Here is a 12,948-nt window from a genome sequence, read left to right on the forward strand (position 1 = left end):
CCAGAGGCATAACGCACCCTACGTGTATTTCAAAAATCAAATATGAATCCTATATAATTAAAAACCTTCATGGTTCCGCCATTAGTAGGGAGGGGTTAATTTCATCATTTTTACCTTCAGGCGGTATATTTACTGATTACTTTATCAAAATACTTAAATGCTTTATCAAAATGCCTGTTTACTTTATCAAAATACTTAAATGCTTTATCAAAATGCCTAATTTCTTTCTCAAAATGCTTAAATGCTTTCTCATTTCAGTAAATTTAGCAAGTAAAAAGAGATATTGCTTTTTCAAACTCCAGTTTGCTTTCTCATTTCAGTAGATTTAGCAAGCAAAACGAGATATTGCTTTCTCAAACCCCAGTTTGCTTTCTCATTTCGGTGTTTTACGCAAGCAAAATGAGCTTTTACTTATTCAAACCCCAGTTTGCTTTCTCATTTCGGTGTTTTCCTCAAAGCGTAGGTTGGGTTGAGGAACGAAACCCAACATTATTAAAGCTTTATTCGGTTTCGCATCTGCTGTATTATGTCCGCCAAATCACCTATAATAAACAGTTTGTAGTGGTGACTTCAGTCCCCAAAGCTAGGACTAAAGTCCTTACTATAGCAATCTGATTTGATTCCTGAATTACTTGTAGAGACTCTTTACTCTTTACTGGGGACTAAGGACTGGGAAAAAGGAATAAAGGTGTACTGAGTTTTTTTCACGCAATCAAATATGAGTCCTATAGGAAGATTTTTATTTAGCTTGATTAACTAAAAAAATAGAGCAGTTGCACTGTAATACAACTGCTCTAAAAAATACTTAGATAGATATTTACTCTACCTATCCACAGACCCCATAATTACGTCAACACTGCCAAGAATCACCACGATATCTGCAACCTTCATCCCGCGCAGTAAATGTGGAACAATCTGGAGATTGTTGAAATCTGCGGCGCGAATCTTCCAACGTGCAGGGAAGACGTTATCCTCGCCAACCAAATAAATTCCCAATTCACCTTTGCCACTTTCTACACGGGCGTAGATTTCACCCTTAGGAATCTTGAAAGTGGGGGAAACTTTTTTACCAATGAATTGATAATCAAATGCGTCCCACTCGGATTTTTTACCTGCGGCTAAACGCTTGGCTTCCAGATTTTCGTAAGGGCCGCCAGGAAGTCCTTTAATTGCTTGGCGAATAATCTTCACAGATTCGCGCATTTCCCGCATCCGCACCACGTAACGGGCAAAGCAATCACCGGCGGTTTCCCACTGTACATCCCAGTCGAAATCGTCGTAGCATTCGTAATGGTCAACTTTCCGCAAATCCCATTGCACGCCAGATGCGCGTAACATTGGGCCAGAAAGTCCCCAGTTAATTGCTTCTTCACGGGTGATAGTACCAAGACCCTCAACACGTCGCCGGAAGATGGGGTTATCGGTTACTAAGCGTTCGTACTCATCAACTTTGGGTATTAAATGGTCGCAGAATTCCACACACTTATCTACCCAACCATAAGGTAAATCGGCTGCTACCCCACCAACGCGGAAGTAGTTATTATTCACCATCCGATAACCTGTAGCGGCTTCCCACAAATCATAAATCATCTCCCGTTCCCGGAACTGGTAGAAAAAGGGAGTTTGTGCGCCTACGTCAGCTAGGAAAGGGCCAAACCACAGCAAGTGGTTAGCGATGCGGTTCAACTCCAGCATAATGACGCGGATGTAACTAGCACGTTTGGGGACAGCAACACCTGCAAGCTTTTCTGGGGCGTTGACAGTAACCGCTTCGTTGAACATTCCCGCCGCGTAGTCCCAGCGACTAACGTAAGGGACGTACATTACATTAGTACGGTTTTCAGCGATTTTTTCCATTCCCCGGTGTAAATAGCCGATAACTGGTTCACAGTCAACGACATCCTCACCATCCAGAGTCATGATTAGCCGCAGAACCCCGTGCATTGAGGGGTGGTGTGGCCCCATATTTAGCACCATCGGTTCAGTGCGGGTTTCTAGTCTGGTCATAAATTTCGTGTTCTCCGTTCGTGAAAATATTGAATTCAACCGCGCAGATGCCAACTAGACCCAATTTATCTTGTTTGTCAAGCCAAAGTAAGGGTTTTGGGAGGAAGGATTTGATTTGATGTTTAATTTTGTTGCACTTCTTCAACTATTATATGGAAGCTCGATATGCACTTAATTAAGGCATCGAATTTTTTTATCTCATGGTGCTGGGATAAAGGGACGGGGTGAAAAAAGACGGTTTTCTCAATGATGACTATTGACTTCTGAGTTTTTACGTAAGCTATAGAGATATTGTGTCAGCTATATTACAGTTTTATCAGGCTGATACATATCTATGGCTTTCAATCAAGACCGTTTTGATCGGCTAATTCAGAAGTTAGAAGTTTTTGCTAACAAACAACCGCATCTTTATAAATTGCACGTTGCTTTTTTAGCTACTTTGGGCTACGCATATATATTTTTGGTTCTAGCTGTAACCTTGGCTCTACTGGTAGGTATTATCTTTGGGATACTTAATGCTCAGTCAATTTCTAACTTATCTTTGACAGGTCTTCTGTTTTTCCTGACGTTAGCATTCGTATTAGTGCGATCGCTTTGGGTTTCTTTTCCCCCGCCTACAGGTTTACCACTGCAACCCAAGGATGTACCCAATCTCTATTCTTTAATTAACGAAATCTCATCGAAACTGCAAGCTCCACAGTTTCACCACATCTTGCTGACCAACAGTTTTAATGCTGGGGTTGTCCAAATACCGCCCTTAGGTTTGCTGGGATGGCAGCAAAATTACTTAATTGTGGGTCTACCGCTAATGCTAGCATTGCCACCCGAACAATTTCGTGCTGTCTTAGCTCATGAACTAGGACATTTATCAGCAAATCACAGCCGTTTTAGTGCTTGGATTTATCGCCAACGTGAAACTTGGTATCGCATTGTTAAAGGACTACGACAAAGTGGACATAATATATCATTGTTAATTTTTTCTCTGTTTTTAATATGGTACATTCCGTTTTTTAATGCCTATTCTTTTGTGTTGGCACGAATGAACGAATATGAAGCAGATAGATGTGCTGTTGATATAGCCGGAGAGCAAAATATTGCTAAAGCTTTGATAAATGTGGAGATCAAAGCTAGATTTTTAGAAAATTATTTTTGGTCTAGTATCTATAAACAAATACAGACAGAAATTGAGCCGCCATAAATGACTTATGCAGTGATGCAACAAGCTTTAAGTAAAAGAGTTTCTCAGGCAGAAGCAAGTATTTATTTCATGCAAGCATTAGCAGAAAAAACTAACAATGCTGATACTCATCCTTGTCTCACAGATAGACTAAAAGCATTGGGATACCTCCCACAGTATCAGAAAGAAGTAGCTATATATGCGCCTATTACAATCAGTGCTGCCCAAGAATTTTTAGGAGATAGGTTAGAAAAAATTCTCGAATATTTTAGTCAAACTTGGCAAGAACAAATAGCAACACCTTGGCGACAAAAATATGCTGAGTCTCAAAAATCAATAGCTACATTGAAGGATTTAAACCACAAATCGCAAAAACAACAGTTAACCTTAGAAGAAGCTAGTCAACGAGCATTTTTAACATTTGAGTTTGATGGTGAAGAAGCGGTTATATCACTATTACAAGAAATTATTCATCGTGATGCTCACCATGCCTCAGCTAATTATTTATTAGGGCAAATATTATTAAACAAACAGGATACAACTGGAAGAAAATACATTGAAAGAGCAATAGAGCAAGACTCAAGTATAGTCATAGAAGGTTGTCAGACAATTTGCTATTTTCTTCAACAACAAGGAAAAATTAATGAAGCAAAATCTTATCAAGAACGTGCCTAAAATTATCATAAACTAATTTTGAAAGCACAGCAAGAGCGTTCAAATGTGAGAGAAAATGATAAATTTGAATCTCATAATATCTCAGATACAGAGCTAAACAAGCTTCGTCAGCAGTTATCTCATTATCCGCATATAATAACTGTTTATTTAGTTCAAAAAAATCTGCAATATTTTCCTGAAAAACCACTTTATGTTCTAGCTGTGAAGCGTGGATTTAGTTTTTGGGAAGGTAGTCGTATTTATGAAGCCGATAGCTCTAAACTTGTGAATAGCTTATTAGAGGAAAATGAATTGCCCGATAATGTATTCATTTTTATTTTAAATAGCAATTTAAGTATGGAGAAAAAATTAAAACGGATACCAAATTCGATGATTTACCAAAAAAAAGGTAAAAAATAGCACTAAAGATGCTTAAAACTCAATATTCAAAGCTGACGCTGAGTGTTGAGTTTATGATATTTTTCTTTTGTGTCTTAGTGGTTTAAACACTATTTTTTAGCTAGGAACTACAAATACACAAACAAAAGAATACATAATTAAAGTTCATCTGTGGTTTTTTGCCCTAAGTCTCATGAATCGTCAGCTAGCTATCGAAGAACCGATATTTTCTCATCTACCAGTGTTACCGCAGGAAGTAATTGCAGGTCTAGCGGTATCTCCAGGAGGTCATTATCTTGATACGACGGTAGGCGGTGGTGGTCACAGCCGTTTGATTTTAGCAGCTGCACCAGATGTACAATTAACGGCAATTGACCAAGATGAGGATGCTTTAGCAGCAGCGAGGAAAGAATTAGCAGAGTTTGGCGATCGCGTACAATTTATTTATAGTAATTTTGCTGACTACGAGTTTCCTCTCAACACTTTCGATGGTATTTTAGCTGATTTGGGGGTAAGTTCTTACCATTTAGATCGAGCAGAAAGGGGTTTTAGCTTTCGCCAAGCTGCGAATTTAGATATGCGAATGGATCGGGGGCGATCGCTAACTGCTGCTGATGTGATTAATAATTGGGATGAAGCAGAATTAGCAGATATTTTCTTTAAGTACGGTGAGGAGAGATTATCACGGCGTATTGCGAGACGTATTGTCGAACGGCGACCGTTGCACACGACTACAGAATTGGCTGATGCGATCGCTTCTTCAGTTCCCCCCAAATACCGTTATGGGAGAATTCACCCCGCTACCCGTGTTTTTCAAGCTCTGCGAATTGTCGTCAACGATGAGTTAAAATCTCTAGAAACCTTTTTGGATAAAGCACCAAATGCCCTTGTCCCTGGCGGTAGAATTGCGATTATCAGTTTCCACAGTTTGGAAGACCGCCCGGTGAAGCATGGTTTAAGAGATTCACCTTTATTAAAGGTCTTGACAAAAAAGCCAATTATTGCACAAGAAGAGGAAATTAGTCAGAATCCGCGATCGCGATCGGCCAAACTGAGGATAGCCCAAAAGTTGCTGTAACTACAATGCAGCGTTAAACTGCTCCATCTCAACGATCTGTGAACCTAGCGTTGTTGGTAAGTTAAAAAATAGTAGATGGAAATTAGTAATCTGTTTACAGCAGGTGGCATAGTCATCTGGTCTCTGCTAGGGTTCTCCTTATGTATCTACCAGATAAAGCGGAACTGGGTAATGTAAATTAGTAATCGGTAATTGGGATTAGTTCATTACTTGTTACCGATTTTTGGCTACAATTTTCGACTCTAATAGTATTCTAAAATGACGAATAGCTTTTTTCGGTACAGTCTTCGAGGAAATATTCCATGACTATTTGGGTAAATGAGCAAATTGATCCGTCTGGGATGATTCATGCCTGTATTGCCACTTGTAATGAATCTCAAGCCAAAGATTGTCATGATTCTTTTGAGAGTAATTTGACCGAGACGCAAAAGGCAGCAGGTTGGGTAGCGCGATTGCGGACAGTCGATTCTTGGGATGAAGTGCCGGTGAATTCTTTAAACCTCAATTAATTGGGTGCTATGGAAAGTATGCTGCATAGCTTCAGCATCTCCAAAGAGACACGATTATCTTTGTTTTTTCTGCTTGCCTTTGGCGAAACTCCAACGCGCTTTGCTTCACCAGACGGCTGTTTAATCCAGCTTTGCTAACAGTTATACCATTTTGGTTTTAACTGCAAATCGTCTGAGATAGAGGTCATTTTTTGGGATTTTGAGCGAACAGATTTCAGGAGCGTAGGCGTAGCCCGCCATAGGCATCACTTGTCTACCACACGCTGCACCTAAGCCAATGCCGACAGCGATCGCAACAAATCCCATGAGAACAGGTTAATAAAGGATAAAATTCGGATTAAAATTATTAAATTATTAGCAACTGCTTCTAAAAAAAGTAACAGATTATAGTAAATTAATGATTTTTATTAACTTTTAAGAGGTATCATCTATACCGTAGATTAAATTAAAAAATTTGCATAAGCCGAATCAATTTAGTGAACTATCCCAAGGTTTACACTTCGGAGCAAAGCTGTCCCATTAATTTAGTTGGCGAAACGGGACAAGCGGTTCAAATTTCAATTCATCCTCCCAGTCAATATATCTGTGCCAACTGCGAACGGATATTACCAGATTGGAAACGGCAGCCCTTTTTACGAGTAGTGATTGTCCTACAGCAATCGCGTTATCAATTAGTCGAAAAGACAGCAGAAGTAGAGTCAGAGAAAGAACGCCTGCGAGAAAAGTTTATGAGATTTGGCTGCGATTTGGCATTTAATCTGCGCGATCGCGGCTATTTAACTGACCTAATCGACCCTCGTACAGGCTATCCTTTACTGTCTCATCCTGGAGCAATCCCTCACGATGACACAGCAGTTGTCAAAGCTTTGCTCAACTATCCAGTGATTAAAAATCAATGCCGTGTGTTAATTCATCCCGACTGGGGTGCAGCAGTTTATCCTAGCATTTTGATATCAGAAGCTCCCCCAATTGTGATCGAATGGGCTACTAAAGGTATAGCAGCCATGCATGGGTGGAAAGAAATTGATTATTAGTCATTAGTTATTAGTCATTAGTCACTTGTACTGAGCGAACGCGAGTGCGTCTCCAAGAGTTGCCGTAAAGCCTACGGCATAGCTACGCTTAGGGCGTAGCCTCTCCAAGAGTTGTATTGGTCATTGGGCATGGGTTATTTTTTCCTCCTACCTTCATGTATGTTATAAATGGGTATGTAAAGACGTATAGCAGCACCTGTGTCTCCAGACAAATTCTTCCAGGAAGCTAGGACAGTCGAAGCCTCTAGTAGTGCGGCTTACTATTTCCCTCTTATGAGTGGACGGTACGAAGTCAAGCCGGGGATGATGGCTTTTGGTTTCTGTTTGGGTAACACTCAGGCTGATCGGCAGGTATTTCAAATTGATGATAATTTTACCCATTACCGTCAGGCTAAACTTTTAGTTCGTAGGGAAAGGTTGAGCAAGTACTACCAAACCTGCAATTATTCTCAGGCTGTGGCAGGTGCGATCGCTCGTTTAATAATTAATCGCCTCACCCAAGAACACCCACAGCATTTTGATTGCCAAAAGTCAATAGATAACACTCTAAAATTCCACAGCCGACTTACCAAAGAAACACTGTACTTAGATGCACAGTTGCAGTTACAGCAAGTTGAAGATAGTTCAGTTGTTCCAGCTTACGCTTCTACTCTTGATGCTTTAGCAGCACAGGTACAGGAAGACCTGACAGTTATCTGCCGTTCTGCTGATGGTAGCAACTGGCTAAGTGCAGTTCATCTCTGCTATCCGAACCACTGGTCAGCCCAGGAGAAAATTGGCAAGGACTTTGCTACGATACATGCACCTGTGGCTGGTATGGAAAAAATTAATCGGCGAGGGGATGCGATCGCTAATACAATGATTACCCACAAACCAATGGTGCGCTTTGCTTGGGGTTTGAGTACCGACACCCGCCTTAACCACCATCCCGAACCACCGCCTGGTGTGTCAGTTAACCAATGGCAAGGTAGAAGCTTTGATTTACAGCATCCCAAGCTTTATCTGCGAATTGAGCGCCAAGTAATTTGGGGACTACCGGAGTATGAAGCGGCGCTTTTTATTATTCGTACTTACTTTAGAGATTGTAGTGTAGTTAAAAAAGACCCAATGTTACGGTCTAAGCTGTATGCTGCGATCCAATCTATGACGCCTGAATCTCTAATTTATAAGGGCTTGGTAGAGAGTAAAACTAGTATTTTGGAGTGGCTAGAAAAGAATTAAGGTATGTGAAGTATAGAGACATAGTAGTCCGCCAAAGAAACTTTGGCGAGTGGGGAAAGGCTAAGGGGTAAAGGGAAAAGATTTATGTTCCTTCCCCTTCCGCTTTGCTTTTGTGTAATTAATTCTGCTTAAGTAATTATCAGCTATTATTCTTAGGTTTACGCAATTTCTGAGAACCAATTGGGCCGAGAATTTGGTTAAGGTCACGCAACTGTTCAGCTGTACCCATACCAATTAGCCGATCTCCCGGCATTAACACCGTATCGCCAGTGGGGCCACCGATGAGAGTCCCATCAACACGGCGAATTGCCAAAACCAATGCCCCAGTTTGCGATCGCAATCTCGCTTTTTGCAAAGTTTGACCGACAAAAGGACACAAAGACGGTTCGAGTAAAAATTCTTCCATATACAACTGACGGTCTGCACCTGTCAAAATCCCGTCTACAAAGTCCAACACTTGGGGTCTGAGAGCCGCAGCAGCCATGCGCTTTCCACCAGTTATATAGGGGGATATCACTTCATCTGCACCACCGCGTCGTAACTTCTGCAAAGCTTCTTCTGTACTTGCCCGGGCGATCACCCGAATTCCCGAATTCAGTGTTTTTGCTGATAAAACAATATATAAATTTTCGGCATCTGAAGGAAGTGCTGCAACGATACAAGTCGCTCTTTCAATACCAACTTTCAGGAGCGTGTCATCTAGGGTAGCGTCACCTTGGTATGCCGTGTAACCTTCCATCTGCGCTTTTTGTATAGATTCCATCTCCGAATCAATTACCACAAAAAGTACACCTTCTGCCCGAAATTCCTTGGCAATTTGACGACCAGTCCGACTAAATCCACAGATGATGTAATGTTCTGACAGGGATTCCATTAACCGCCTCTGTTGTTGTAGCCGAATTCCTTCTTGAAAGTAGCCTTGAATGATCGCTTCTGTAAATCTGTTGACAATGTAACCGATATTCATCACACCCAACAAAATCAGGGCAATTGTAAACAATCGTCCTCGGCTACCCATTGGGTGGATCTCTCCATATCCCACAGTCGCTAAAGTGATGACTGTCATGTAAGCCGCGTCTTCCCATGACCAGCCCTCCACTAACCAGTACCACAAAGTGCCAATGAAGAAAACACCGCCGAGAGCGATCGCTCCAGCCATTAACTCCTTTTGGATACGTTGATATTTTTGCTCAAGTGTTGAGAATGAGGTAAAAATATTACTTTTAGCCTACTTTTTCTAGTTTTGTACTAACTTTATCGCATTTGTGCTTTTTAGTACATTCAAACTACAACTTATCCAGCTATGACAGGTCACTACTTTGAAGCGGCCACCGTAGGCGATACCTTCTCTATGGGTTACTCAAGAAAAATGAAAAGCGAGGAAAATACATTATTTACATTGGTATAAGATGTGAGTAAATGGCATTATATTCAACTTTTCAGATATTTTCTAAAAATACTATTAAAGATTTTGTAAATAATTTTTGTTTAATACTAGTAAATTTAATGACTGTTACATTTCTATGACATAATTTGAACTGCCTAGCTAAGTTATTTACTTAGCTAGGCAGTTTAAATTGTTACAAGAGGGGCTTTAAATGAAAACGATAAAATCTTTAGCGACGTTAACGCTTTGTATTCTATCAGCATTAGGTACTTCAGTTGTTTTGAACACCCAACAGGTAAAAGCAGAAAAAGCATGTTCAAATAGAAGTCTATATGGAGTATATGCAAATCAAGGTGGAGGGTATGTGAATAACACTGATCCGTATGTCTTAAATGTATTAAGCACCTATGATGGCAATGGAAAAGCCACGGGCACTATTCTAGTTAGAAGTATTGCGGGAAAAGTGACAACTAATCTTGGCACTCAAGGCACATACCAAGTGAATAGTGATTGTAGCTTTACTGCATCCTATAGAAGAACCGATGGGACGACAGTTAATTATAGCGGTGTTGTTTACGATGATGGTGACAAGTTTAGTTTAACTGAAACTGACTCTGGTACCGTTGTTAATATACAAGCTCAAAGAGTTAGGAAGTACTACCCTAACCACTAACACAATTGAACGAGTTTTGTAACAGTCGGGTCTGTTGATACTTTAAGTTTTTTATTATTGAGGGGTAAAATGTTTGATTGTCGAAACGTTCAGACCCCTCATTACACTTCAAAAAGTAAACTCTGACCACGCACAACGACATAATACTCCGACTAGAGATAATGAAGCGATCGCGTCGCATTTAGAAGCTACTTAATTGTTCTAATTCTCTAAAACTGATGAACGCCTCTGCCACTGTTTTTAATGTTTGCTGTACTACCTGTGAATACAGCAGTTTGGAATTTTAATTTTCCTTTCCTAACGAACAAAGTTTAGCATGGCTAACAAATTTTTGATTTTCAAAATATTCTTGTCTGCTTTGATATGTACCCACATTAAATAAACTATTGCTGAATTTAGCTAATTCAGTTATTATATTTATTGTCCTTTTTTCAGGATGCCAAACATCTTTTTGTGTTGCTATCAACATGATGTTATTGATGACTTGACTAAGAATTATTATCTAATCATTATTTACAATAAGTCAACCTTTTTATTAATACTATATGACGGCACTTACAAGTGCCGTGGTGCATTTCATCCCACCCTTAAAGAACGCAAGACCATAAAATATTTTTGGGATTTTATGGTCTTACTGGTGGGCTTTCATGCTTTCCGCTATATTCTGTAAATAACTATATAATGAAAAACTTTCAGGAGGAGCGGTAGTGAGCCGACAAACTCTCGTTGACCAAGCCACCATCCCCCCAGATTCCGGGTCAGCATCCAGTCCCTTTGATACAGATAGCTTTAATGAAGCTGTCATGTCTACCTACGCTCGGTTTCCCTTAGCCCTAGAACGGGGTGCTGGATGCCGGGTTTGGGATACACAGGGGCGAGAATATCTGGATTTTGTGGCCGGAATTGCCACTTGTACTTTAGGACACGCCCACCCAGTTATGGTAGAAGCGGTAACGCGCCAAATCCAGAAGCTGCACCATGTCTCTAATTTGTACTACATTCCTGAGCAAGGTGAATTGGCAAAATGGCTTGTTGAACATTCTTGTGCCGATCGCGTATTTTTCTGCAACTCTGGTGCTGAAGCTAACGAAGCCGCAATTAAACTGGCGCGGAAGTATGCACACACAGTATTAGACATTGAAAAACCGATTATTTTAACCGCCAATGCCAGTTTCCACGGACGGACTTTGGCAACGATTACCGCTACAGCACAACCGAAGTATCAAAAATATTTTGATCCCTTGGTTCCTGGTTTCCACTACGTAAATTACAACGATATTAACGCTATGGAAGTAGCGATTAGTGAGTTGGATGAAGGCGATTATCGGGTAGCAGCGATTCTGATTGAGCCATTGCAGGGAGAAGGCGGTGTGCGTCCAGGAGATATTGCCTATTTCAAAAAGCTTCGGGAAATCTGCGACGAAACTGGCATTTTATTGATTTTTGATGAAGTGCAAGTTGGTATGGGGCGCAGTGGCAAATTATGGGCTTACGAACATCTCGGCGTTGAACCGGATATTTTCACCAGTGCCAAAGGCTTAGGTGGCGGTATCCCTATTGGTGCAATGATGAGCAAGAAATTCTGCGATGTTTTTCAACCAGGGGAACACGCCAGCACCTTTGGCGGTAATCCTTTTGTGTGTGGTGTAGCACTCAGTGTTTGCCAGACGTTGGAACGGGAAAATATTTTGCAGAATGTGCAAGACAGAGGTGAACAGTTGCGAACTGGATTGAAGGCGATCGCAGCGAAATATCCTCAGCAGGTTGGCGAAATTCGGGGTTGGGGTTTAATCAACGGTTTGGAGTTGCGAGCCAATATTCAACTAACCGCAGCAGATATCGTTAATGCTGCCATCAATGAGGGCGTATTGCTGGTACCAGCCGGGCCAAAAGTAGTCCGGTTTGTGCCACCGCTAATTGTCACAGAGGCGGAAGTAAACACTGCTTTAGAAGCTGTGGACAAGGCGATCGCAACTCTCACAGCTTAGGTAATTAAAAAGCGAGGATAAGTCTTTGTGCCTATCTCTCGCTTTTTCTGACTGTTATATTAATTTTCACTAAAACTATTGATTTTTTTAGCTATGTATGTCGTGTTCCGATCACAGCGTTCTCTTCATTCTGGGGAAATTTCCCGATAAGCTTGGCGACACTGCTCATAATTATCTGGCAAAATTTCGGCATTACCAAAACATAATTGCTCGTGAGTGGTAATTAAAGTTTCATAAGGCTGTATAGGAGTCACAGACGATCGCAGCAATTGCAGATATTCTCCATCTGTGCGGCTGAGTTTGTGGGGTGCGATGGCGTTTTGATGTAACTGCTGCAACATAGCTAAATAGACACAACGGCAAGCTTCACGGTAGTTCCCCTGACGGTAAAATTCTTGCGATCGCTCCAACAAAAGGGCTATGGATGACTCACTAGAGCGAGTTTTTACGCGAAAATCACTGAGATTACCACTTCTATTCAGCCAAGAATATACATAAGGACTGAATTCTCGCCATAATCGCCAACCTACCCACGCTATAAATAAGCCTAGTACCAGCCAAAACAGGAATTTCAGCAACTCACCTAGCCTTGGGCTAATTGACCATCCACTAGGCAATTCGGGCATTGCCTGTTCAAAGCGGTAAAACTGGTATTCCCACCATTCTCCCGCTTGTTGTTGGAATTGAGACAACTGCCAACTCCAGCTAGTTTTTTCAAAAGTATCTGTAGGCATAGATGGGGGATGAGGGAGGGGGAAGCAGGCGAGGTAGGGGAAGAAGAACTATTGACTATTGACTATAGACTTCCCTATTCGCGTAGC

14 protein-coding genes are annotated in these 12,948 nt (G+C 41.1%); 9 read left to right on the forward strand and 5 right to left on the reverse strand.

Translation table 11 applies throughout. The features are described 5' to 3' along the window. Window positions 1-822: 822 nt before the first annotated feature. On the reverse strand, window positions 823-2,007 hold the full coding sequence (locus tag ACFFAP_RS28430; RefSeq protein ID WP_375514370.1) for an NAD(P)H-quinone oxidoreductase subunit H: 1,185 nt from the start codon (window positions 2,005-2,007) through the stop codon (window positions 823-825). Window positions 2,008-2,341: 334 nt separating this feature from the next. Between ACFFAP_RS28430 and ACFFAP_RS28435 the strand changes: the two genes are divergently transcribed. The 5 genes from ACFFAP_RS28435 to ACFFAP_RS28455 all read left to right on the forward strand — a co-directional run bounded on the left by ACFFAP_RS28435 (window position 2,342) and on the right by ACFFAP_RS28455 (window position 5,824). Next, window positions 2,342-3,205 carry a M48 family metallopeptidase gene (locus ACFFAP_RS28435; protein WP_375514371.1) on the forward strand — a complete coding sequence of 288 codons (864 nt, stop codon included), beginning with the start codon at window positions 2,342-2,344 and terminating at the stop codon, window positions 3,203-3,205. Between the two features lie 15 nt (window positions 3,206-3,220). Then, complete coding sequence (locus ACFFAP_RS28440) at window positions 3,221-3,859, forward strand: hypothetical protein (protein ID WP_375514372.1); 639 nt, start codon at window positions 3,221-3,223, stop codon at window positions 3,857-3,859. A gap of 18 nt (window positions 3,860-3,877) precedes the next feature. Then, a complete protein-coding gene (locus ACFFAP_RS28445) occupies window positions 3,878-4,258 on the forward strand; it encodes a hypothetical protein (RefSeq protein WP_375514373.1) in 381 nt (126 codons plus the stop codon). A 172-nt stretch (window positions 4,259-4,430) separates the two neighbouring features. Next, window positions 4,431-5,315: a 16S rRNA (cytosine(1402)-N(4))-methyltransferase RsmH gene (rsmH, locus tag ACFFAP_RS28450; RefSeq protein ID WP_375514374.1), complete on the forward strand. Its 885-nt coding sequence runs from the start codon at window positions 4,431-4,433 to the stop codon at window positions 5,313-5,315. A gap of 302 nt (window positions 5,316-5,617) precedes the next feature. Then, window positions 5,618-5,824, forward strand: coding sequence for a glycogen debranching protein (locus ACFFAP_RS28455; protein ID WP_375514375.1), 207 nt, complete (start codon window positions 5,618-5,620; stop codon window positions 5,822-5,824). Between the two features lie 141 nt (window positions 5,825-5,965). On the opposite strand, the gene ACFFAP_RS28460 is transcribed toward ACFFAP_RS28455, so the two are convergent. After that, the gene (locus tag ACFFAP_RS28460; protein WP_375514376.1) at window positions 5,966-6,130 is read right to left on the reverse strand and encodes a hypothetical protein; all 165 of its coding nucleotides are present in this window, start codon (window positions 6,128-6,130) and stop codon (window positions 5,966-5,968) included. A 170-nt stretch (window positions 6,131-6,300) separates the two neighbouring features. Between ACFFAP_RS28460 and ACFFAP_RS28465 the strand changes: the two genes are divergently transcribed. Then, the gene (locus tag ACFFAP_RS28465) at window positions 6,301-6,858 is read left to right on the forward strand and encodes a methylmalonic aciduria and homocystinuria type D protein (RefSeq protein ID WP_375514377.1); all 558 of its coding nucleotides are present in this window, start codon (window positions 6,301-6,303) and stop codon (window positions 6,856-6,858) included. Between the two features lie 273 nt (window positions 6,859-7,131). After that, window positions 7,132-8,079: a DUF3445 domain-containing protein gene (locus ACFFAP_RS28470; RefSeq protein ID WP_375514383.1), complete on the forward strand. Its 948-nt coding sequence runs from the start codon at window positions 7,132-7,134 to the stop codon at window positions 8,077-8,079. Window positions 8,080-8,218: 139 nt separating this feature from the next. Here the strand turns inward: ACFFAP_RS28470 and ACFFAP_RS28475 are convergent, their stop codons facing one another. Continuing rightward, window positions 8,219-9,238 (reverse strand): potassium channel family protein, encoded by a 1,020-nt coding sequence (locus ACFFAP_RS28475; RefSeq protein WP_375514378.1) that lies wholly within the window; start codon window positions 9,236-9,238, stop codon window positions 8,219-8,221. Between the two features lie 439 nt (window positions 9,239-9,677). On the opposite strand from ACFFAP_RS28475, the gene ACFFAP_RS28480 reads away from it, so the two are divergent. Next, window positions 9,678-10,139 (forward strand): hypothetical protein, encoded by a 462-nt coding sequence (locus ACFFAP_RS28480; protein WP_375514379.1) that lies wholly within the window; start codon window positions 9,678-9,680, stop codon window positions 10,137-10,139. Between the two features lie 283 nt (window positions 10,140-10,422). On the opposite strand, the gene ACFFAP_RS28485 is transcribed toward ACFFAP_RS28480, so the two are convergent. After that, window positions 10,423-10,608 carry a hypothetical protein gene (locus ACFFAP_RS28485; protein ID WP_375514380.1) on the reverse strand — a complete coding sequence of 62 codons (186 nt, stop codon included), beginning with the start codon at window positions 10,606-10,608 and terminating at the stop codon, window positions 10,423-10,425. Window positions 10,609-10,846: 238 nt separating this feature from the next. Between ACFFAP_RS28485 and ACFFAP_RS28490 the strand changes: the two genes are divergently transcribed. After that, entirely contained in the window at window positions 10,847-12,127 is a 1,281-nt protein-coding gene (locus ACFFAP_RS28490; RefSeq protein WP_375514381.1) for an aspartate aminotransferase family protein, read from the forward strand. A gap of 125 nt (window positions 12,128-12,252) precedes the next feature. Here the strand turns inward: ACFFAP_RS28490 and ACFFAP_RS28495 are convergent, their stop codons facing one another. Continuing rightward, the gene (locus ACFFAP_RS28495) at window positions 12,253-12,861 is read right to left on the reverse strand and encodes a DUF4129 domain-containing protein (protein ID WP_375514382.1); all 609 of its coding nucleotides are present in this window, start codon (window positions 12,859-12,861) and stop codon (window positions 12,253-12,255) included. Window positions 12,862-12,948 lie beyond the last annotated feature (87 nt).

The organism is uncultured Nostoc sp., from assembly GCF_964245575.1.
GTDB lineage: Bacteria > Cyanobacteriota > Cyanobacteriia > Cyanobacteriales > Nostocaceae > Nostoc.

What these genes read in the sequence shown, in the direction of transcription:
- ACFFAP_RS28470 (WP_375514383.1), top strand. Translation starts at nt 7,132, where the DNA reads ATGAGTGGACGGTACGAAGTCAAGCCGGGGATGATGGCTTTTGGTTTC.
- ACFFAP_RS28430 (WP_375514370.1), bottom strand. Translation starts at nt 2,007, where the DNA reads ATGACCAGACTAGAAACCCGCACTGAACCGATGGTGCTAAATATGGGG.
- ACFFAP_RS28440 (WP_375514372.1), top strand. Translation starts at nt 3,221, where the DNA reads ATGCAACAAGCTTTAAGTAAAAGAGTTTCTCAGGCAGAAGCAAGTATT.
- rsmH (WP_375514374.1), top strand. Translation starts at nt 4,431, where the DNA reads ATGAATCGTCAGCTAGCTATCGAAGAACCGATATTTTCTCATCTACCA.
- ACFFAP_RS28495 (WP_375514382.1), bottom strand. Translation starts at nt 12,861, where the DNA reads ATGCCTACAGATACTTTTGAAAAAACTAGCTGGAGTTGGCAGTTGTCT.
- ACFFAP_RS28485 (WP_375514380.1), bottom strand. Translation starts at nt 10,608, where the DNA reads ATGTTGATAGCAACACAAAAAGATGTTTGGCATCCTGAAAAAAGGACA.
- ACFFAP_RS28480 (WP_375514379.1), top strand. Translation starts at nt 9,678, where the DNA reads ATGAAAACGATAAAATCTTTAGCGACGTTAACGCTTTGTATTCTATCA.
- ACFFAP_RS28455 (WP_375514375.1), top strand. Translation starts at nt 5,618, where the DNA reads ATGACTATTTGGGTAAATGAGCAAATTGATCCGTCTGGGATGATTCAT.
- ACFFAP_RS28460 (WP_375514376.1), bottom strand. Translation starts at nt 6,130, where the DNA reads ATGGGATTTGTTGCGATCGCTGTCGGCATTGGCTTAGGTGCAGCGTGT.
- ACFFAP_RS28475 (WP_375514378.1), bottom strand. Translation starts at nt 9,238, where the DNA reads ATGGCTGGAGCGATCGCTCTCGGCGGTGTTTTCTTCATTGGCACTTTG.
- ACFFAP_RS28435 (WP_375514371.1), top strand. Translation starts at nt 2,342, where the DNA reads ATGGCTTTCAATCAAGACCGTTTTGATCGGCTAATTCAGAAGTTAGAA.